The organism is Arthrobacter sp. TE12231 (assembly GCF_054062895.1).
Map to the genome: position 1 here is coordinate 3,226,805 of NZ_JBSSFS010000001.1, position 20,389 is coordinate 3,247,193.

Genomic DNA, 20,389 nt, shown 5'->3' on the forward strand with positions numbered 1-20,389 from the left:
CCTACTGTGCCTCCAAATGAGGTACTACTGGATGAGGTTCTTCGTCCGGACTTCCTTGAGCCAGTCCGGAAACTCCGTCAGCATCTTCTTGAACAGGACGGCGTCGCTGATCGCGTCCACATCGCCAATCGGCTCATAATTGGCGTTGTCCACGAACCGCTCCGTGAGCGTATCCAGCTTCTCGAGGAATGCCATTGATTGGCTGCCGATGGAGAGGAATTTCCAGAAGATCGGCGCCGTCGACACCTCAGTCAGAGCGCGGACGGCCTTGGACTGGTTGTCCGGGGCGCCGTCGGTCAAGAACAGTACGTACACAGGAATGTCTGCGGGGGTGGTCGGCGCCGGAGCGATCGGCGCTGGCTGTGCCTTGCCAAGTCCGAAGAACCCCCTTTTCGGCGGGGCGGGCGGGGCCTGCGGTGCAGGCGGGGCGAACCCGAAGTGGTCACGGATGGTGAGGAAGGCATCGGCGTAGTTTGTGCTGCCCATTCGCCGGCCGTTGGTCAGGCGGTCCACGGAGCCGGCGAAGTCATCGATACTGATTTCGCCCAAGTACGCCGCTTTGGAGTCGAAGATGAAGAAGTCGATGTTTCCGTCGTCGTCGAACTGAGTTGCCAGGGCCAGCGCTTTTTCGACAAGGCGCTGCATAGACCCTGACTTGTAGGCCCGACTCATGGAGCCGGAGAAGTCTAGGGCGACGGCGACCTTGGCTTTCTGGCCGTTCAGCCCGGAGAGATCAACGGCCTGCGACGCGGTTTTGGCCAGTGAGAGGAGGCCCGGGGCCTGTTCACTGATCTTGTCGAGGGAAAGTGCCATATCGGTTCCTTTTCGTTGGGTTGTGCCAACCATATAGCTGACGTGTCCCGAGTTCATTTGGCGGCGCGTCGATTTCCTTGCAGGATTCCTTAAGAGGTGATTGAGAGCGATCTCTGGACCACGTGGAGGAGAATCCACGCCTCGATCGCCGAAACAATGTGACAGGAATCCTGATATCTGTTTGCAAGGCCATACAATCCCCTTTGACGCAGGATAGCGCCGAGGCCTGACACCCAGGGAAATGCTGAGGTGCCAAAAACATGGGGATGACAAATTGAATAGCTACCAACTGCTCCTAGGCACGCAGGGTTCGTACGTCGAGCCGCCAAAACCGCCGCGGAAGCCGAAAGTTTCAACATTCGTGGTCGGAGCGATCACGCTGGCATTCATGGCGATGGGGGCTGCAACCAGCGGGCTCGGTGGGGCACTGATTTTCCTCGCCATATTTGCCGCACTTACCGGCCTCTACGTCGTGATCACGGGCCGCCGCTCGTGGGCACGGCTGCCCGGCAGCCGAAAAGCCGGGGGTGTCGTCCTTGCAGCCTCTCTGGTGCTCTTCGTCGTCGGTGGGCTGACCGTCCCGCCTCGGTCTGCAGAAAGCATCGCTGCCGAGGCGGCTTCCGCGAACGAAAAGCGAGCAGCAGAAGAAGCGGCCCGCGCTTCCGCCGCTTCGTCACAGGCTTCCTCACCCTCCCCTTCCCCGTCCCCGACGGATACCGGGGAGCCGATGGACCCTGAGAACGTCACCGAACTCGCCAGGGGCGTCAGCTATACAGCTCCTAAATCCCAGCCGGCGTACGCAACGAAGGCGCTCGACCTCCTCGCTAGTCTCCCCGTCAAGGCAACGGCGCCGACGCCGGGCTACGATGACCGCGCCATGTTCGGCCAAGCATGGGCCGACACTGACAGGAACGGTTGCGACACCCGCAACGATATTCTCAAGCGGGATCTTTCGGACGTCACGTTCGCAGATGATGGGCATTGCAAAGTGCAGAGCGGGACCCTCGCGGACCCCTACACGGCAACAACGATCCACTTCCAACGCGGCCCTGACACCAGCAGTGCTGTACAGATTGACCATGTGGTTGCCTTGGGTGACGCATGGCTTACGGGCGCCCAGCAGTTAACGGGAGCGCAGCGCATGGCGTTTGCCAACGATCCCCTGAACCTTCAGGCCACAGACGGGCCGACCGACGTTCAGAAGGGGGATGGTGACGCTGCGGCGTGGCTACCGGCGAACAAGAGTTTCCAGTGCGCGTACGTTGCACGGCAGATTTCCGTTAAGGCGACGTACGGGCTGTGGGTGACGCAGGCCGAGCACGACGCGATGGCCCGCGTACTAGCAGACTGCGTCGACCAGTTGGTTCCGACCAGTGAGAAGGAAGTGACGGTGGTAGCGTCCGCCGAAGCGACAACGGAGCCGGAACCCTCGGCAAACGTGGCCGTGGTTGTTCCGGCACCGGTGGCACCCGCGCCCGATCCGTACGTTCCGGCGCCCGCTTACGTCGCGCCCGCTCCTGCGCCGTATGTTCCACCGGCACCGGCGCCTGCACCGTATGTACCGCCGGCGCCCGCACCGGCGGCAGCGTATTACGCCAACTGCACCGCGGCGAGACAAGCAGGGGCCGCGCCGATCTATGCAGGCCAGCCCGGGTACAGCAGCAAGCTCGACCGTGATGGCGACGGCGTCGCCTGCGAGTAACAATTATCGCCCGCTCTTGGTCCGGCTAGTGCGCGGGAAAGCCTCCCTCGCAGCCGGACCAGGGCTATGGCGGGACGAGTACGATCACAATCCAGAAACACTGGGGCGTCGCAGGACAAAGCGTCGCACCCGCCGCATATGATGTTGGCACGAAGTCTTGGGGGATAACTTCCGGGACGATTTTCGCCGTCCTGCCGTCGTTGACTGGACAGGACCTGTCGTTTCCAGGAGTTGTTCCAGCGTGTTTCTCAAGACTTTCGGTTGGTCGTTCGCGGTCACCCTCATCGCATTGGTGGTCGCTTTTCTTTATGGCGGCCCTCAGGCACTGATTCTCTGCCTCATCTTGGGCATTCTTGAAATCAGCCTGAGCTTCGATAATGCTGTGGTCAACGCGCGAATCCTTGAGCGGATGAACCCGTTCTGGCAGAAAATGTTCCTCAGTGTGGGCATTATTATCGCCGTGTTCGGTATGCGCATCCTCTTCCCCCTGCTGATCGTGGGAGTCACCGCTGGCCTGAACCCGGTGGAAGCTGTCAGCCTCGCAATGGAAAAGGGTGACCCGCACACCCCGGGCAGTTACGGATACCTGCTGCACGAGGCCCACCCGCAGATCGCGGCCTTCGGTGGAATGTTCCTTCTGATGCTGTTCCTGGACTTCATTCTGGCCCACCGGGATATTAGATGGATCAAGTTCCTGGAGATCCCGCTCGCCCGGCTGGGCAAACTCGAAGGCGCATCGTTGATCATCGGCCTGGCCGCTCTGGCCATCGCCGGGGCTGTATCCGGCGAGAAACAGGGCATCGTCCTTCTCGCGGGCCTGCTTGGCATGATCACCTATTTCCTCGTGAACGGCCTCGGAAATCTCTTCGACGTCGATGAAGACGGCGACGTTGATGCCGCGGATGCGGACCTCGTCGTGCACTCGGGCCCTTCCGGTACGGCTCAACTCGCCGGCAAGGCCGCCCTCATGCTGTTCCTGTACCTGGAAGTCATTGATGCATCCTTCTCCTTCGACGGCGTCATCGGAGCCTTCGCCATTACCGCGGACCCGATCATCATCGCGCTCGGACTGGGCTTCATCGGAGCCATGTTCGTCCGCTCCCTGACCGTGTTCCTGGTCCGGCAGGGGACGCTGGACGAATTCGAGTACCTGGACCACGGCGCACACTGGGCCATCGGCGCCTTGGCAGTAATCCTGCTGGTTACGATCGTGGTTCCCGTCAACGAGATCGTTACCGGCCTCATCGGCGTCGTGTTTATCGGTGCGGCATTTATCGGATCGGTGCAACGCAATAAGAGGAATCGTGTCGCTGAGCAGCCTCAAACGCGCGAGTCGGCGGACGCAAACAGCTAGCTCTACATCACTTATCAAGGCAACAGCCACCACTAAGAAAGCGAGCAGTTAAATGGGTTTGAGTTTGCAAAAAGGCCAGACGCTGTCACTGACGAAGCAGAACGGCGATTCGATGACGAACGTCCGTCTGGGCCTCGGCTGGGACTCTGCTGTCCCCGCAAAAAAAGGATTCTTCGGCGGAACTAAAACGGTGGAAATCGACCTGGACGCGTCAGCCATCCTGTTTGACGCGCAGGGCCAGCACCTCGACACTGTCTTCTTCAACCAGCTGACCAGCAAAGACGGTTCCATCCGCCACACAGGGGACAACCTTACGGGCGAAGGGGACGGCGACGACGAGACCCTCATGGTGAATCTGCCGAATGTGTCCCCGGCCGTCGCGCACATCGTGTTTGTTATCACCAGCTACAGCCAGCAGACCTTCGACATGGTCCAGAACGCGTTCTGCCGCGTCATCGACGACTCGGCTCAAGGCAGCCCCGAAGTCGCCCGCTACGACCTCACCGAATCGGGACCATACACAGCGATGGTCATGTCCAAGCTTTCGCGGAACGGCAACGTCTGGAACTTCCAGGCCATCGGCGCGCCGGCTAACGGACGCACGCCCGGCGATGTCCGCGGCGCCGCGGCATCCGCCCTCTAGGTCGTTAGCTCTCTCGAACGTACATCACCAAACTGAAGGAGTACCTCTTGTCTAGCCTGACTCTGAGCAAGGGCAGCAACCTGTCACTGACCAAAGCCGATCCCGGGCTCCGCAAGGCCATGATCGGCCTCGGGTGGGATCCGCGGACCACCGCCGGCGAACAGTTCGACCTCGACGCCTCAGCTCTCCTGGTCCGCGCCGACGGAAAGGTCCGCTCTAACGATGACTTCATCTTCTACAACCAGCTGTCCTCGCCGGACGGCTCTATTGTGCACCAGGGCGATAACCGCACGGGTGAGGGCGAAGGCGACGACGAGCAGATCCTGATCGATCTCGACTCGGTCGCAGCAGACATCGCAAAGATCGTCATTGTCGTGTCGATTGACCAAGCAGAGGCGCGCCGTCAGAACTTCGGCCAGGTCCGCGATGCATTCTGCAGAGTTGTGAACCAGGACACAGACAACGAGGTTGTCCGCTACGACCTGACAGAAGATGCCGCAGCGGAAACGTGCATGATCTTTGCCGAGATCTATCGAAATGGCGGCGAGTGGAAGTTCCGTGCCGTGGGCCAAGGCTATGCCTCGGGCCTCCGTGGCGTAGCCACGGACTTCGGCATAGCGCTGGACTAAAAGCCGGATGGCCCGGGCAACTCGGGCCATCCCTCCAACACCCGACAGACTGAACAAGGAGAACAACCATGGCTGGCTTGACGCTTACCAAAGGCAGTAACCTCTCGCTCACCAAGACCGATCCGGGGCTGAACAAGGTTCTCGTCGGGCTGGGCTGGGATCCTCGCACGACCACCGGTGACGCCTTCGATCTGGACGCCTCGGCGTTGCTTCTCGGCGCCGACGGCAAGGTCCGCAGTTCTGCGGACTTCATCTTCTACAACCAGCCGGCCGCAGCCGACGGCTCGGTAGTCCACAAAGGCGACAACCGATCCGGTGAGGGTGACGGCGACGACGAAGTGGTCGCGGTCGAACTCTCGGCCGTGGGCGCAGATGTTGAGCGAATCGTCTTCGTGGTCTCGATTGACCAGGCGGACACCCGCCGGCAGAACTTTGGCCAGGTACGCTCCGCATACTGCCGCGTCGTCAACCAGGATAGCGACGCGGAAGTGGTCCGCTACGACCTGAGCGAGGATGCGGCGCCGGAAACCTGCATGATTTTCTCGGAGCTCTACCGGCATAACGGCGAGTGGAAGTTCAAGGCCGTCGGCCAAGGGTACGCGACGGGCCTCGCTGGCATCGCCGCGGACTTCGGCGTCCAGCTCAGCTAAGCCCCGAGACCACAGAAAGAGAGACGCAATTATGAGCATGCAACTCACTCCGCCAGAGACGTCATCATCGACTCCCCTCGTCCTGAACCCTCCGGAGGCTCCGGGCATCGTCAAGGAAGACGACGCCCCGGGCATGGTCCCGGTTCCGGCGGAACGCCAGCAGGAGATCAACGCCCAGGCGCGTGCCTTCATCACCGAAGTGTCGGCCATGAGTCCGTTCAGCCCCGAATACTCCAGCAAGATCGATGGCATCAACCGGCTTGGCGGCCAGCAGCTCGTGGCATCCGCCAACACCTCGAGCCGGCTCCTGGAGCGGTCGTCCACGTCGCTGGCCGGCGCGAAGAAGTCTGGCAGCAGCGCCCAAGTGCAGGTCGCCTCAACGCTCGGTGAGCTTCGTTCCACCGTGGAGGACCTCACGCCCAACAACGCTGACCTGGGCGTCGGCCGGAAGATCCTTGGAATCATTCCGGGCGGCAACAAGCTAGCTAAGTATTTCCAGAGATATGAGAGTGCCCAGACCCAGCTCGACAAGATCATCAAGTCCCTGATGGCGGGCCAGGACGCGCTGCTCAAGGACAACGCCTCCCTGGCGCAGGAAAAGACCCAGCTGTGGGAGACGATGCAGGGGCTGAGCGAATACGCGGTATTCGCCAAGGCCCTGGACACGGCGACAGCCAACCGGATCGATGAGATGAAGATGCAGGGCCAGATCGAAGAGGCGGGCAAACTCGACTCTGACGTGCTGTATCCGATCCGCCAGCGCCACCAGGACATTCTGACCCAGCTGGCTGTCTCGGTGCAGGGCTATCTGGCTATCGACTTGATCCGCAAGAACAATACCGAGCTGATCAAGGGCGTTGAACGGGCCCGCACGACCACGATCTCCGCACTTCGCACGGCCGTCATCGTTGCTCAGGCACTGGCCAACCAGAAGATGGTGCTCGACCAGATCGATGCCATCAACACGACGACGAACAACATGATTCTGAAGACCAGCGAGATGCTCAAGGATCAGACCGCTCGGATCCACCAGCAGGCGGCCAGTTCCGGCGTCAGCGTGGAAACGCTGCAGAAGGCGTTCGACAATGTCTTCCAGACCATGGATGCGATCGACACCTTCCGCTCCCAGGCCAACAAGAGCATGGAAGGCACCGTTCACGCGCTCGAAACTGGGCTGGAACGGGCCCGCCCCTACCTGGACAGGGTGCGGAAACAGGAAGGGAATTAGTGGTCGTCACCCCTGAGCAATAGGCTTACGGGCTATGGTCGCAAAATTCTTAGGCTCGCTGTTTGGCGGCGGAGCGGTACCTCGCTCCGCCGCCTTCTCCGGTGACGAATCTCCTGCCCCGGCGGACTTGGCTGCAGACGAGCTGACAGTCACCCGGGACGCACTCGAGGAGCTGCGACGGACGGTGCTCGCCAATGGCGCCGAACTGCCTCCCCTCGTCGTGTCACAGGTGCTGCAGTTGGCCGACATCCTGCGTGCCCTCATCGGCTACATCGGCCGGTCAGGTGCATCGACGGAGCAGGGCGTCCTGCTGAACGCCGTCGTCACCGACTACCTTCCGTCCCCGCTGCGGGCATATCTGATGCTGGCCCCTGGGTCGCGGCGAGACGAATCCGCCGACACGGCGGTGTTGCTGGAACAGCTCGACACGCTCTACTCCACCGTCCAAAACCTGGACAATCAGGTCCGCACGGGTGCCATAACGGAACTGGCCGTCCACGGCCAGTTCCTCAGGGACAAGTTTGATATTGATGGTCTTCATCTGGAAGGACGCTAGTGGCTTCAATGGTCGCGGGCAGCAACGCCGCCCTCACTGCTGAGAACCCCGGGCTGGAGAAAGTGCTGCTGGGACTCGGCTGGGACATAGTCCCTAGCCGCGGCCCGCAGGCCGAGCTGGTGCCCATGGTGATCATGTGCGGGACCGATGGCCGCGCCATCTCGGATGACCATCTGGTTTTCTTCAACCAGATCACCAGCCCCGAAGGCAGCATTTCCTTCGCGGGAGCGGAAGACCAGGAACAGATCGACGTCGACCTCAACCGGGTGCCCGAGTCGGTCCACAAGATCGCAGTGCTCCTCTACGTGGATCCGGACGTGCGGGGCCCCGGTACCTTCGGTGCCGTCAAAAACGCCTACCTGCGGGTCGCCACCGACCAAAACCGCGAGCTCCTTCGTTTCACGGTGCCGCGGGGGAACCTCGACAAGATCAACGCCATGATTCTCGGGGAGCTCTACCGGCACGCCGGGGGCTGGAAATTCCGTGCCCTCGGCCAGGGCTATGAGGCCGGGCTCGCAGCCGTTGCCGCTGACTTCAAGTTGAGGCTCTGAAAATGGCGTTGAACCGAACCTTGCTGCGGACCGACATCGGATACCTCAGCCGACGCCGGAAGCCTGTGGATCAGCCGGAGCCTCTTCGACCCACTGCGCAAAGTGCAGCAACGTCCTCGCACCTCGACGCAAGCAGGGCGGGTTCCGGTGGCCTCACGCTCAATGCCAGCCCGGTGCGCATACCGTCCACGAAGGCCTCAGTGGCTTCCAAGTCGGGGCCCCGGCACGCTCCGTCCCTGTCGGAGCGGCTGTTCCCGGCCCCGGATTTTGGCAGCGTCCGCGAGTTGGGGGAAGCCAACCCGGTGGTGCGCTTGAACGCCAGGCAATCCGCGATTGGCTCGCTCCTGGTGGCCGGGGTTCGCTCGGTGGCATGGGAAGACCAGCAGTTCACCACAGGTGCCCACCACACGGACGGGCACAAGGCCGGCACCCCCGTCGTTACCCAGGGAAACCGACCCCTGGCAGGCGTGCAGGACGGGGCCGGCATCGTGTCCCTGCGCCATGTCCGGCTCCTGCGCCGGGCCCTCTTCATCGCCGGGGAAACCCCGCTGACAGTCGGAGTCTTCGACGGCGCGGCCGCAGCGGTGGCTGCCCGGAACGATGCCGGGTTGCGGAGCGTTCTGTACGTCGCGCGGATCGGCGCGGTTCTGGAGCTTCGCGCAGAATTCGTCCCGGCAGACGCCTCCGACGCAGCGATCTGGGCTATTTTCGGTTTCACGATGACCATTCCACTGGACCAACGGGTCCTCCTGCGCTGATCCGGCAGCGCACTACTGCAACAACTAGGGGACAATGCAGCACTTCAAAGCCTTGGCCGAATCCGTCAAGGATCGGCTTTTCCACCTGCGCCCCGAACTCCTTCACCGCACCTCGGACCCCGGCCTGCTGGCCGTCGCGCTGGGTGCCACCCTGTACTCGCCCGCCACGAGAAGCTCGCTGGCATATGGAATCCGGAAACAAGCCGGAGCGGGGTGCCTCAGCATCGTCGTCTGCCTCGAAGATGCCGTTCCTGACGAGGAGGTGCCCGCCGCAGAGGAGAACCTGCTCGCTGCACTGGCTGAACTGTCCCAAGACGATCCGGGCGAACTCCCGCTGATCTTCATCCGGTGCCGTACGCCCGAACAGTTGCTCGACGTCGGACGCAGGGCAGGTGCGGATCTCGGAGTCGTCTACGGCTTCGTACTACCCAAGTTCGAGAACGAGACAGGGCGCGGGCGTGCCTTCCTGGCGGCACTGGAGCTGTTGAACAAAGAAGCCGGACGCACGGGAGACTCAAAGGGACAGGCCCTGAGGGCGATGCCGATCATAGAGGACCTTTCGACAACTCATCTGGAGTCGCGCGTCCGGGTGCTGACAGACAACCTGGCCCTGGTGGAAGAGTTCCGCGAACTGGTCCTGTGCGTCCGGATCGGTGCCACGGACATGTCCAGTGCCTTTGGCCTGCGGCGTTCCCGCGACCTGACTATCTACAACGTCAAGGTCGTCGCGAACATCATTGGCGACGTCGTGAACATCTTCGGCCGCCCGAATGACGGCTGGGTCATCTCCGGCCCGGTCTGGGAGCACTTCGTCAACACGGAACGGGTCCTACGGCCCCAGCTGCGGTCCACGCCTTTTGAAGCCGTCAACGAGGGCGAACTCCGGAACCGCATCCTGATGGACAATCTGGACGGCTTGATTCGCGAGATCGAACTGGATCTCGCGAACGGCCTGCTGGGCAAGACCGTCATCCATCCCAGCCACGTGCCAGTGGTGCACGCCATGTGCGTCGTGAGCCACGAGGAATACCTCGATGCCCTGGACATAGCCGGGAGCCTAGGCGGAGGAGTGAAGGCATCGTCCTATGGAAACAAGATGAATGAGTTGAAACCACACCGTGCATGGGCGGAGCGCACCTTGTTGCGTGCCAGGGCCTTCGGGGTCGCGAGGCCCGGCGTTAGTTTTGTCGAACTACTGGAAGCGAGCATGCGGTGAAGCAACTCTCTACGGATGCTCCCTGGAGCGGCGGTTACGTGCGCGATGCCCTCGGCGTCGACGTGGCCTCGGACCAGAGTCGCAGCCTGCTGCCGGTAAGCGCCCTGGTCGGGCTGGCGCTGCGGCGCAATCCCAAAAGATCCCATCTGCTCGTCTCGCGGGTGCTTGCCAAGCACGTCCCTACCGAACCCGGGATCGCGACGTCGGCGGGGCAGCTTCTGGGGCTCATGGTCCGCAGGGAACTCCAGTTCCCCGCCAATGCCGCTGCCGGTCCGGATGCGGGCACCGATTCACGCACCGCCGGATCGCTGACCGCCGTCATTGACGAGGCCGCAGGGAGGCTGGCTCGCCTGCTGGAGGGCGACACCGCTCCGGACGGCGGCACGGCACCGAACGAGGACAGGCGACGCAGCAGAATTGCCGACATGGCCAGCCTGGGCGAACTGCTCGCCCGATGGCAAACAGAACTTCCCGGCGTCGCGACCATCGGTTACGCGGAAACAGCCACCGGGCTGGGCCAGCTGGTGGCCGGGCAACTGGGGACCTACTACATCCACTCCACCCGGCAGAGCAGCAGCGGGGTGGAACCCTACGGCGCGTTCGAGGAAATGCATTCGCACGCAACCTCCCACCAGTTGCTGCCGACCAGCCGCGCCGCCCTCGACCGGGCCGAGACCGTGGTCCTGGTCGATGACGAGCTCAGCACCGGCGCCACGATCATCAACACCATCCGCGAACTGCACCGCACCGCACCGCACCGCCATTACGTCGTCGCCTCCCTGGTGGACCTGCGCTCCCCCGCAGACCGGGACCGCCTTGACGCGCTGGCACACGAACTCGACGCCAGGATCAGCGCCGTGGCACTGGCGCAGGGAAGCATCCAACTGCCGGAAACGCTTGCTTCGGACGCGACGGAGCTGATTAGCGCCATCCCGCTCCCGCCTGCAGCGGCCCCCAGGCCGGGCCTGATCCAGCTGCTGGACCTCCACGGAATCGTGCCACCAATCCGCAGCGCCCGCTTTGGCGTTGCCGGGCGTCCCGATCCGGATCAGGCGGCGCGGATCGCGGGCGCTCTGGCCGCGGCCCTTGGCAGCCGCGGCGACGCGGGGGCCCGGGTGCTGGTGCTCGCCACGGAGGAATTTATGGCGCTCCCCCTGGCGGTCGCCACCCGGTTGCAGGACCTGCGCCCTGACGCCGACATCCGCTATTCCACCAGTACCCGCTCACCGATCGCCGCGCTGGACGAACCGGGCTACGCGATCCGTTCGGCGATTGCCTTTGGCAGCGACGACGACGCCCCGGACGGGCCCGGGCCGCGGTTTGCCTACAACTTCATGCACCCTGAAGGGCGTTTCGATACGGTGCTCATCATGGCGGAACCTGGTACAGCGGAGTCCGGGCTCCTGGGCCCCGGCAAGATCGCCGAGGCCGTCTCCGGCAGCGCCGACGATGTCCGGCTGGTCATGTTGCCGGCCCAGCCACCGTTCCCAACGCCGCTGCTCGGCCCCGACTTCGGCTCTTATCTGACCGAGGACGTCGAATGGCTACTGAAGGACCTGAGTTCCGCGCAGCTGGAAGCGCCGAGGGAAGAGCGTGAGGCCGCCATCCAATCCGGCAAGGCCAGTTACGCCGAATCGCTGCCGCAGGAGTTCAAACCGTCGCCCGAGTACGACGCCTTGTTCCAGGCCGCGCTGGAGAGCACGTCCGTCCGGATCGCGCACGCCGTCGGAACGCTCACCGAGCAGGTCCTGAAGCTGCGCGGCAACGCCCCCGTGCTGGTTTCTCTCGCCCGAGCCGGAACTCCCGTGGGCATCCTGATGAAGCGTTGGGCCTGGGAAGTCCACGGACTAAAGCTGCCGCACTATGCCATCAGCATCGTGCGCGGACTCGGCATCGACCAGACCGCCCTCGGCTATCTCGCGTCCCGGCACCGCCCGGACGACATCATGTTCGTCGACGGCTGGACCGGCAAGGGAGCCATCGCCCGTGAACTCGCCGCCGCAGTCGAACTCTTCCGACAGACCGACGGGCCGGCGTTCCGGCCCGACCTCGCGGTCCTCGCGGATCCCGGGCGCTGCGTCCGGATCTTCGGCACGCGGGAGGACTATCTCGTCCCCTCGGCCTGCCTGAACTCGACCGTCTCCGGTCTCGTCTCACGCACTGTCTTCAACAAGTCGCTCATCAGCCCCGGCGATTTCCACGGGGCCAAGTTCTACTCGGAGCTGGCCGGCAGCGACGTCTCCCACGACTTCCTGTCGGCCGTCACAGCCCAGTTCCTCGGCGTCCGGGACGACGTCCTGCGGGCAGCAGCGCACGCCCCCGCAGACATCGTCGGGCTCCCGGAAGCAGACTGGTCCGGATGGTCCGCCGTCGAGCAGATCAGCCGCAGCTTCGGAATCAACAACGTGAACCTGGTCAAACCAGGTGTCGGCGAAACCACCAGGGTCCTCCTGCGGCGCGTGCCTTGGAAGGTGCTGGTGCGCCCCGAGGCTGTGCCGGAGCTCGCCCATGTGCTGCACCTGGCCGAACAGCGCGGCGTCGAGGTGCTGGAGGTCCCTGACTTGGCATACAGCTGCGTCGGACTGATCCATCCGCTGCACACGCCGGGAGCAACCGGCGCCGATGGCAAGGCCGTGGTGGACGTATGAGCGTTCACTCAAGCGGCGCGCCGGTCATGGTGGCTAGCGACCTGGACCGCACGTTGATCTATTCGGCAAACTCCATGGCGCTCGTGGGAAGCGACCATCTGGCGCCCCGGATGGTGGTCGCCGAGGTGTATGACGCAGCTCCGCTGTCTTTCATGACCCGGACAGCGGAGGAGCTGCTGGAGGGGATCGTGGAGAGGAGCGTCTTCGTGCCCGTCACCACCCGCACCCGGGCGCAGTTCTCCCGGGTGCGGCTGCCCGGCTCGGGCCGCGGGTATGCCGTGACGACGAACGGCGCCGTGCTGCTCCACGACGGCGAGCCGGACGGCGACTGGTCGCGGCACATCCAGCGGTCACTGGGGTCAGAGTGTGCGCCCCTGGACGACGTGTTGTGCCACCTCAGGGGCGGCGCGGCAGTCCCCGCCGTCTTGAGGGTCCGGACGGCCGAAGAATACTTTGTGTACTCGATCGTGGACCGGCAGGCGCTGCCTGACGGGTACCTGGACGAGCTCGGCGCCTGGTGCGAGGCCCGCGGCTGGATGACGTCGTTGCAGGGGCGCAAGCTCTACTGTGTCCCGGCCCCGATCACCAAGGAAGCCGCTGTGGACGAGGTCCGGAGGCGGAGCGGATCAGGTCTTCTTGTAGCCGCGGGCGACTCACGGCTGGATGCGGGCATCCTCGAGCTGGCGGACATCGCGATCCGTCCATCGCACGGCGAACTCGACAGCGACTCGTTCAGCCTGCCGAACCTGACGGTGACTTCGGCTTCCGGAGTCCTGGCCGGCGAGGAGATCCTGAGTTTCGTCAGCGGCGTCCTGGCGGAAACTCTGGCTCCGCTCCCCTAGTTCGTCGCCGAGCAGAGGCCGTGACCCAACCACGTTCTTATCCGTATGGCGTCGGGGAGCGCTAGGAACGGCACCCTGAAGTCACTTCCTCCTCAAGTGCAACTGCACGAAGTTGAGTTAGAACACTGTCCCGGCGCGCACACGACGTCCTGATCCCGGACACGTCAGTCCATCCGTGCTCCCTAGGAAGGCCGGAAACTGGTGGGTGATGAAAGGAAAGCCCCGAAGTAGAGCGCGGCGGCGCGTCAAACCTCGGCTGGCTGAGGAGTCCATGCCGGGACCGGCTCACTAGTCTCGCGTCGGAGAGCCGACACGGAAATCCCGACTCACGGAGACCGACACCGGGAGCAGCCGGCGCGGCCGCCCGTCGCCTGTCGCCGAGCTTGGCCGACCGGCATCCATGACGAAGGGCGCGCCCGGCCAGACCGGACGCGCCCTTCAGATGCCCTGAGCCGAGAAGCGGTTCAGGCACCTGATTCAGTCGACGAGCACCGGCTGCTTGGCACTATCCGCAGATTCCGCAACCGGCGCAACCTTCCGGTTCCGGTGGTGCAGCCAGTTCGCCACCGCCAGTAGCGCCACAAGCGAGAAAGTGCTCAGGAGCTGGGGACGGGAATCCTCGCCGATGAATCCCACCGTGAAGATCGCGGCGAGGATGAGCAGGCCAAAGCCCGTCAGCCACGGGAAGCCAGGCATCCGCAGGGGAAGTTCCGTTCCCTCGCGATCGGCGCGGAGACGCAGCGCGAGCTGGGCGAGGAGCGCGGACGTCCACACCAGCAGGCACGTCGAACCCACGATGTTGAGCAGGACGGGAAGGACCTTCTCCGGGAAGGCCAACTCCAGCACAACCGTGACAACACCGAAAGCGACGCTGGCCAGGACCGCGACAACCGGAACCCGGGCCTTGGACACGGAGGCGAGCAGACGTGGTGCCTCACCCCGCTCGGCAAGGGAGAACGCCATCCGTGACGCCCCGTAGAGGTTGGCGTTGAGGGCGGAGAGCAGCGCTGCGACGGCCACCAGGGTGATGGCGGTGGCTGCGCCGGGCATGCCGGCGGCGTCCAGCACCGCGGCGAACGGGCTCTTCAGCCCCGCCGAACCCACGGGAACCACCGCGGCGATAACGAAGATCGCGCCGATGTAGAAGATGAGGATGCGCCACAGCACCGTCCGGACTGCCTTCTTCACACTGCGGGCCGGCTCCGCGGTCTCAGCTGCCGCCACGGACACGATCTCGGTGCCGCCGAACGCGAACGCCACCACGAAGAGTGCCGTGGCAATCCCGGCGAAACCGCTGGGCGCGAATCCTGCTCCGGTGAAGTTGGCCAGGCCCGGCGACGGGACGCCCGGCAGCCAGCCGAAGAGCAGGGCAGCTCCCACCAGGAGGAACCCGACGATTGCTGCCACCTTGAGCAAGGCGAACCAGAACTCGAACTCGCCGAAGTTCTTCACGCTGGTGAGATTCACAGCGGTGAGCACCACAATGAACACGAAGGCCATCAGCCACACCGGCAGGGCCGGGAAGATGGTGGCCAGCAGGCCTGCCGCACCCAGCGCTTCGGCCGCGATGACCACCACCAGCTGCAGCCACCATAGCCAGCCCACCGTGGCACCGGCCACCGGACCATAGGCCTTGGCGGTATAGACGGAGAAGGCACCGCTGTCCGGATTGGCGGCGGCCATCTCGCCGAGGGCCCACATCACCAGAATGATGAGGGTGCCGGCCACGAGGTAGGAGATCAGCACGGCCGGCCCCGCGGCCTGGATGCCGGCGCCGGAGCCGATAAAGAGGCCCGCACCGATGGCGCTACCGAGCCCCATCATGGTGAGCTGGCGGGGTTTGAGTGCGGCGCCTAGTGGGCGGCCAGACGTCATTGTCTGTTGTTCCATGAGGAGTCCTCTGGTTTGTTGGTGGAACGGATGGGGTTTCAGGTCAGTCGGTTTCTCAGGCTGCGTGGGCTTCCAAAACCCGGAGCACGCGATCGTTGGAGGCGGGGCCGGCAACGGTAATCCGCACACCGTCCCCCTGGTATGCCCGGACCATGATGCCCGCGCGGTCAAACGCGTCCACCAGCCTCGCCTGGAGGCGGTCCTCCGCACGGATCCACAGGAAGTTGCCCTGGCTCGCCTGCAGGTTCCAGCCTTGTGCTTCCAGCTGCGCGGCCATTCGGGCGCGCTCCTGCTTGACGGCGGCCACCCGGGCTTCCATCTCGTCCCCGGCGTCCAGCGACGCGATGGCCGCCTTCTGGGCCAGCGCGCTCACGGAGAAGGGAAGGGCGGTCCGGCGCAGTCCCTCAGCGATGTCCGGCGCGGCCACGGCGTATCCCACGCGCAGGCCGGCGAGGCCGTAGGCCTTCGAGAAGGTGCGCAGGACGCAGACGTTCGGGTACTGGCGGTAGAGCGCCAGGGAATCGTGGCCGCTGCCCGCTTCGGCGTATTCCACGTAGGCCTCGTCGATCACCACCAGGATGTCGGAGCGGACGGCTTGCAGGAAGGCCTCGACGCTTTCGTGGCTGATGGGCACGCCGGTGGGATTGTTGGGGGTGCAGAGCAGGATGACCTTCGTGCGGGCAGTGACGGCCGCGGCCATGGCATCAAGGTCGTGGCCCTCAGCGTCGTCCAGCGGGATGCGGACCGGCCGGGCGCCTGCCAGTTCAACCAGGATGGGGTAAGCCTCGAAGGAGCGCCACGCGAAGATCACTTCATCCCCGCCGTCGCACAGTCCGGTGATGATCTGCTGGAGGACGCCGACGCTGCCCGGTCCCACGGCAACCTCTCCGGCCGTGACGCCGAGGTGGCGGGCAATCCGTTCGCGGAGTTCGACGGCGGCACTGTCCGGGTAGCGGTTCATCGTGCCGGCCGCTGCGGCCACCGCAGCGGCGGCGGCGGGCAGCGGCTCGTAGTGGCTTTCGTTGCTGGCGAGGGCTGCAATGTCCACGCCGGCGCTGCGCCGGCCCGGGACGTAGGACGGGAGGCCAGCCACCGCGCCACGAAGGGCGGGGAGCGCGGTGTCCGGTGCGGTTAGGAGCTGATCACGGGTCATAAGGACCGATCATGGTTGTGACCCCGCCCACAATGCAAGATACCCTCAACTCATGGGGACTTTTGCTCAATTTCTAGCGTCTGTGGTGAAAATATGACCATCCCGAACCCCCGCACCCTGGATTCCCTCGACGGCAGGATCATCCTGGCCCTCGACAAGGATCCCGAAGCCAGCGCCCTGGCACTCTCGCGGACGCTCGGCGTCGCACGGAACACGGTCCACGCCCGGCTGGCACGGCTCGAGCGCAGCGGCGCCCTCCGCTCCTTCAGCCGGAGGCTGGATCCCGCCGCGCTTGGCTATGACCTCATGGCCTTCCTCTCGCTGTCCATCAGCCAGACGCGGACAGGCGCGGTCGAAGACGGGCTCGCCGCCATTCCCGAGGTCATCGAGGTGCACGCCACCACCGGCGACGCGGACCTCATGGCCAAGGTGGTGGCACGCAGCACGGCCGATCTCTACCGCATCACCAACCAGATCCTGGAAATCGAGGGGATCCAGCGGACCAGCACGGCCATTTCCGTTCTCGAACTCATGCCGCCCCGCTACGACGGCCTCCTGAGCCGGCTCTCGGAGCAGGAATCCCACCCCTCCGATTAAGCGCGGGTGATACACGCCACAAGTGGGCATATTTTCACTTCTGCCACCCGCGCCTGCCAAATATCCCACCGTAATACGCGTCTCTTGCCTATTTGTGGGCCAGCGCACAAGATTTCTGCATGACTTCACTTACCGTCTCCGGCCGCGTGGCGCAGGTTCTCAGCAGCTACCTCAGCGATGTCTTCGGCGTCATGGGCAACGGAAACGTCTACTTCCTGGACGCCGCGGAAAAGCTGGGCCTCCGCTTCTCCGCCGTCCGCCATGAAGGCGCCGCCATCGCCGCGGCCGACGCCTACTACCGGACGTCAGGACGTCTCGCAGCGGGCACCACCACCTACGGCCCCGGCTACACCAACGCACTCACCGCCCTCGCAGAGGCGGTCCAGGCACAAATCCCGGTCGTACTGGTCACCGGGGACGCCCCCACCAGCGGCGTCAGGCCCTGGGACGTGGACCAGGCGGCAATCGCCGCAGCACTCGGCGCAGCCACCTTCACCGTCACCCGCAATGCCGCGGGCTCCATCACGCAGCAGGCGGTGGAATACGCGCTCACCAAGCGGACCGCCGTCGTGATTGCCATTCCCTACGACCTCGCGTCGCTCGGGGCGGCAGACGAGGAACTTCCGGCGCCTCTGGCACCGGTGGTGAGTGACGACGTCGACCGCGGCCTTGGGCAGGTAGCCCGCCTGCTCGCTGAGGCGAAGCGGCCGCTGATCCTCGCCGGCCGCGGTGCGCACCTCGCCGGAGCCGGCCCGGAGCTCCGGGAACTCGCCGACCGTCTGGGCGCCCTGACCGCCGGAACCGCCCTGGCGCTCAACCTCCTCCAGGGCGACGGGTATCTCGGCGTCGCGGGCGGCTTCGGCACGGACACCGCGGCCGGGCTCATGGGTGAGGCCGATGTGGTCCTCGTTGCCGGGGCAAGCCTGAGCCCCTTCACCATGCGGTTCGGGCACCTGCTCGGCCCGGACAGCACCGTCATCCAGATCGACACCGCCCTGCAGCCGACGCACCCCAGGGTGGACACCTTCGTCAGCGCGGACGTGAAGTCTGCTGCGGGACACATCCTGGGGATGCTGGATGGCACGGCCTCGCCGGACGCCCGCCGCGCAGAAGCCTGGCGCGCGGAAGCCCGCAAGCGCCTGTCGGAGGGACCAGCCCACCAGGCAGGCTCATCGGAGACGCCGGACGGCCGGCTGGACCCGCGCGCCCTTGCCACAGCATTGGATGCCGTGCTTCCGGAGCGCCGCACGGTGGTCCAGGACGGCGGGCACTTCCTCGGTTGGGCCCCCATGTACTGGAACATTCCGCGGCCGCAGGACCTGGTCATGGTGGGGACCGCCTACCAGACCATCGGGCTCGGCCTCGCCAGCGCCGTCGGGGCAGCCCGCGCAGTGGAGGACGGCCGCACCCTGGTGCTGGCCTCCGGCGACGGCGGTTTCCTGATGGGCCTGTCCGACCTCGAATCGCTGATCGGGGCGGCGGACAGCGCCGTCGTCGTGATCTACAACGATGCCGCCTACGGAGCTGAAATCCACCAGTACGGTTCCAAAGGCCTGACTGAAAAGCCCATGCTGATCCCCGAAGTAGACTTCAGCGGCGTCGCCCGCGCGCTCGGTGCCGAGTCGGCGATCATCCGCTCACTCGCAGACCTTGAGGCGCTCAAGGACTGGATCGACGCCGGCGCCAGGGGAACCTTCGTGGCCGACTGCCGGATCACGTCCAGCGTCCGGGCACCGTGGATGAGCGAATGGATGGAGACCTCGCAGGCCGCGAAGGCTGCGGTGGCGGGCTAGCGGCGAACAAGCCGCCACAGCGACGTGACCTCGGCGGCGCGCGCCTCGAACAGAGGATCATCGCGGTCCGACGCCTTCGGATGCGTTGGCTTGGTGTCCAGCCGTTCCACCACCTTCAGCCCGGCCGCCGTGATGGCGGTCAGCAGATCCTCACGTGTCCGCAGGCCAAGGTGCTCGGCCAGGTCGGAGAGGACCAGCCAGCCCTCACCGCCCGGGTCCAGATGGTCGGAGAGTCCGTTCAGGAAGCGGAACAGCATCCTGCTCCCGGGGTCGTAGACGGCGTTGTCCAGGGTGGAGTGCGGCGTGGCCGGAATCCAGGGCGGGTTGCACACGATCAGGGGTGCCCGCCCGGGCGGGAACATGTCGGTCAGGACGGCCTCAGCACGGTCCTGGACACCGAGGTTCCGGAAGTTCTCAGCGGCGCAGGCGATGGCACGCGGTTCATTGTCCGTCGCCACCACCCGGTGGACGCCACGGCGCGCGAGGACGGCAGCGAGTACACCCGTGCCGGTTCCGACGTCGAACGCCAGTGTGTCAGAGGGCAGCGCAGCGGCGGCCATGAGATCCACATACTCACTCCGGGTGGGGAAGAACGTGCCATAGTGCGGGTGGATGCGGCCCTGCAGGGCATCGACGTAGACGCCGTTCCGTCGCCACTCGTGGGCGCCTATGGCCCCGACAAGCTCATGCAGGGACACAATGGAAGGTTCGCCGATATCACCGTACGCTTCAGCGGCGGCCTGCCGGATGTCCGGTGCGCGGCGCAGCGGCACCACCGGGCCTGGATCAAGAGGAATCAGCAGCAGGCCGAGAACCCGTGCACGGTGCGAGCGGGACTGGCGGTGCCGATAGAACTTGTCGGCCGGAGTTGCTGCGATCTCTTTCTTTCCGACGCCTATCCGCCGGTCCAGGGCGTTGAGGATCTGCCGTGCGTTGTGGAAGTCACCGTGCCAGAGCATCGCGATCCCCTGTGACGCCATCCGGTTCGCATCATCGGCCGTGAGGGAGTCGGAGACCACTTCGACGCGCGTCGGCGCCGGTCTGCCGTTCGCCGAACGCCATCGCGCGGTCATGCTGATCCCGGCCTCGGCCCAGGTCACAACAACTGGCTCATCCCCCGCAGCTGCGCGCACGGGATTGGGGACCGGCGTCGGGATTCCCACGGGGACTGGTGTTTCAATGCTGATAGAGGATCCATTCCGAGCATTCGGGAGCCGATCGCAGACTGACGATTGCGGTGGCGATTCGACGACGTCCAAGGCTGCGGCCCAGCTTCCAGACCCCTCATCCGGCTGCGCACCGGGCTTGGTCGATGGCCGCTGGGGCCCTTGAACTACATTCTCAGGATACAGGGGTGCCGCGGCCG

The 20,389-nt window shown here is 64.9% G+C and carries 18 protein-coding genes; 14 read left to right on the forward strand and 4 right to left on the reverse strand.

Annotated features, from left to right (window positions below; all coding sequences use genetic code 11):
• Nucleotides 1-24: 24 nt before the first annotated feature.
• Nucleotides 25-813 carry a VWA domain-containing protein gene (locus ACVWYS_RS14440; protein WP_456509963.1) on the reverse strand — a complete coding sequence of 263 codons (789 nt, stop codon included), beginning with the start codon at nt 811-813 and terminating at the stop codon, nt 25-27.
• A 274-nt stretch (nt 814-1,087) separates the two neighbouring features.
• Here ACVWYS_RS14440 and ACVWYS_RS14445 point away from each other — a divergent pair, with 274 nt between their 5' ends.
• From ACVWYS_RS14445 to ACVWYS_RS14500, 12 genes are all read left to right on the forward strand, one after another.
• Nucleotides 1,088-2,515: an excalibur calcium-binding domain-containing protein gene (locus ACVWYS_RS14445; protein WP_456509964.1), complete on the forward strand. Its 1,428-nt coding sequence runs from the start codon at nt 1,088-1,090 to the stop codon at nt 2,513-2,515.
• 241 nt (nt 2,516-2,756) lie between these two features.
• Nucleotides 2,757-3,869 (forward strand): DUF475 domain-containing protein, encoded by a 1,113-nt coding sequence (locus tag ACVWYS_RS14450; protein ID WP_344364566.1) that lies wholly within the window; start codon nt 2,757-2,759, stop codon nt 3,867-3,869.
• A 52-nt stretch (nt 3,870-3,921) separates the two neighbouring features.
• Complete coding sequence (locus ACVWYS_RS14455; RefSeq protein WP_456509965.1) at nt 3,922-4,512, forward strand: TerD family protein; 591 nt, start codon at nt 3,922-3,924, stop codon at nt 4,510-4,512.
• Nucleotides 4,513-4,559: 47 nt separating this feature from the next.
• Nucleotides 4,560-5,141, forward strand: a complete 582-nt coding sequence (locus tag ACVWYS_RS14460) for a TerD family protein (protein WP_344364561.1) — start codon at nt 4,560-4,562, stop codon at nt 5,139-5,141.
• 68 nt (nt 5,142-5,209) lie between these two features.
• Nucleotides 5,210-5,791, forward strand: coding sequence for a TerD family protein (locus ACVWYS_RS14465; protein WP_344364558.1), 582 nt, complete (start codon nt 5,210-5,212; stop codon nt 5,789-5,791).
• A gap of 31 nt (nt 5,792-5,822) precedes the next feature.
• On the forward strand, nt 5,823-7,019 hold the full coding sequence (locus tag ACVWYS_RS14470) for a toxic anion resistance protein (protein WP_456509966.1): 1,197 nt from the start codon (nt 5,823-5,825) through the stop codon (nt 7,017-7,019).
• A 34-nt stretch (nt 7,020-7,053) separates the two neighbouring features.
• Entirely contained in the window at nt 7,054-7,575 is a 522-nt protein-coding gene (locus ACVWYS_RS14475; RefSeq protein ID WP_456509967.1) for a hypothetical protein, read from the forward strand.
• An 8-nt stretch (nt 7,576-7,583) separates the two neighbouring features.
• A complete protein-coding gene (locus tag ACVWYS_RS14480) occupies nt 7,584-8,126 on the forward strand; it encodes a TerD family protein (RefSeq protein ID WP_344364713.1) in 543 nt (180 codons plus the stop codon).
• 200 nt (nt 8,127-8,326) lie between these two features.
• A complete protein-coding gene (locus ACVWYS_RS14485; protein WP_456509968.1) occupies nt 8,327-8,884 on the forward strand; it encodes a hypothetical protein in 558 nt (185 codons plus the stop codon).
• A 34-nt stretch (nt 8,885-8,918) separates the two neighbouring features.
• Nucleotides 8,919-10,100 (forward strand): HpcH/HpaI aldolase/citrate lyase family protein, encoded by a 1,182-nt coding sequence (locus ACVWYS_RS14490; RefSeq protein WP_456509969.1) that lies wholly within the window; start codon nt 8,919-8,921, stop codon nt 10,098-10,100.
• A complete protein-coding gene (locus ACVWYS_RS14495) occupies nt 10,097-12,748 on the forward strand; it encodes a phosphoribosyltransferase domain-containing protein (RefSeq protein WP_456509970.1) in 2,652 nt (883 codons plus the stop codon). The genes ACVWYS_RS14490 and ACVWYS_RS14495 overlap by 4 nt, the downstream gene beginning before the upstream one ends.
• Nucleotides 12,745-13,590, forward strand: a complete 846-nt coding sequence (locus ACVWYS_RS14500) for an HAD family hydrolase (protein WP_456509971.1) — start codon at nt 12,745-12,747, stop codon at nt 13,588-13,590. The genes ACVWYS_RS14495 and ACVWYS_RS14500 overlap by 4 nt, the downstream gene beginning before the upstream one ends.
• 477 nt (nt 13,591-14,067) lie before the next feature.
• Here ACVWYS_RS14500 and ACVWYS_RS14505 read toward each other — a convergent pair whose 3' ends face one another.
• Together ACVWYS_RS14505 and hisC are read right to left on the reverse strand one after the other, a co-directional pair.
• Nucleotides 14,068-15,480, reverse strand: coding sequence for an amino acid permease (locus tag ACVWYS_RS14505; protein WP_456509972.1), 1,413 nt, complete (start codon nt 15,478-15,480; stop codon nt 14,068-14,070).
• Between the two features lie 55 nt (nt 15,481-15,535).
• Nucleotides 15,536-16,633 (reverse strand): histidinol-phosphate transaminase, encoded by a 1,098-nt coding sequence (gene hisC, locus ACVWYS_RS14510; RefSeq protein WP_456509973.1) that lies wholly within the window; start codon nt 16,631-16,633, stop codon nt 15,536-15,538.
• A gap of 93 nt (nt 16,634-16,726) precedes the next feature.
• Here hisC and ACVWYS_RS14515 point away from each other — a divergent pair, with 93 nt between their 5' ends.
• Nucleotides 16,727-17,230: an Lrp/AsnC family transcriptional regulator gene (locus tag ACVWYS_RS14515; protein WP_456509974.1), complete on the forward strand. Its 504-nt coding sequence runs from the start codon at nt 16,727-16,729 to the stop codon at nt 17,228-17,230.
• 119 nt (nt 17,231-17,349) lie between these two features.
• The gene (locus ACVWYS_RS14520) at nt 17,350-19,023 is read left to right on the forward strand and encodes a thiamine pyrophosphate-binding protein (RefSeq protein ID WP_456509975.1); all 1,674 of its coding nucleotides are present in this window, start codon (nt 17,350-17,352) and stop codon (nt 19,021-19,023) included.
• Here the strand turns inward: ACVWYS_RS14520 and ACVWYS_RS14525 are convergent.
• Nucleotides 19,020-20,096 (reverse strand): methyltransferase, encoded by a 1,077-nt coding sequence (locus ACVWYS_RS14525; RefSeq protein WP_456510295.1) that lies wholly within the window; start codon nt 20,094-20,096, stop codon nt 19,020-19,022. The two genes, ACVWYS_RS14520 and ACVWYS_RS14525, sit on opposite strands and share 4 nt — an antisense overlap.
• Nucleotides 20,097-20,389 lie beyond the last annotated feature (293 nt).

Coding starts and splice junctions, on each gene's coding strand:
- ACVWYS_RS14440 (WP_456509963.1), bottom strand. CDS start 813: ATGGCACTTTCCCTCGACAAGATCAGTGAACAGGCCCCGGGCCTCCTC.
- ACVWYS_RS14455 (WP_456509965.1), top strand. CDS start 3,922: ATGGGTTTGAGTTTGCAAAAAGGCCAGACGCTGTCACTGACGAAGCAG.
- ACVWYS_RS14465 (WP_344364558.1), top strand. CDS start 5,210: ATGGCTGGCTTGACGCTTACCAAAGGCAGTAACCTCTCGCTCACCAAG.
- ACVWYS_RS14470 (WP_456509966.1), top strand. CDS start 5,823: ATGAGCATGCAACTCACTCCGCCAGAGACGTCATCATCGACTCCCCTC.
- ACVWYS_RS14475 (WP_456509967.1), top strand. CDS start 7,054: ATGGTCGCAAAATTCTTAGGCTCGCTGTTTGGCGGCGGAGCGGTACCT.
- ACVWYS_RS14480 (WP_344364713.1), top strand. CDS start 7,584: ATGGTCGCGGGCAGCAACGCCGCCCTCACTGCTGAGAACCCCGGGCTG.
- ACVWYS_RS14490 (WP_456509969.1), top strand. CDS start 8,919: ATGCAGCACTTCAAAGCCTTGGCCGAATCCGTCAAGGATCGGCTTTTC.
- ACVWYS_RS14500 (WP_456509971.1), top strand. CDS start 12,745: ATGAGCGTTCACTCAAGCGGCGCGCCGGTCATGGTGGCTAGCGACCTG.
- ACVWYS_RS14505 (WP_456509972.1), bottom strand. CDS start 15,480: ATGGAACAACAGACAATGACGTCTGGCCGCCCACTAGGCGCCGCACTC.
- hisC (WP_456509973.1), bottom strand. CDS start 16,633: ATGACCCGTGATCAGCTCCTAACCGCACCGGACACCGCGCTCCCCGCC.
- ACVWYS_RS14515 (WP_456509974.1), top strand. CDS start 16,727: ATGACCATCCCGAACCCCCGCACCCTGGATTCCCTCGACGGCAGGATC.
- ACVWYS_RS14520 (WP_456509975.1), top strand. CDS start 17,350: ATGACTTCACTTACCGTCTCCGGCCGCGTGGCGCAGGTTCTCAGCAGC.
- ACVWYS_RS14525 (WP_456510295.1), bottom strand. CDS start 20,096: ATGACCGCGCGATGGCGTTCGGCGAACGGCAGACCGGCGCCGACGCGC.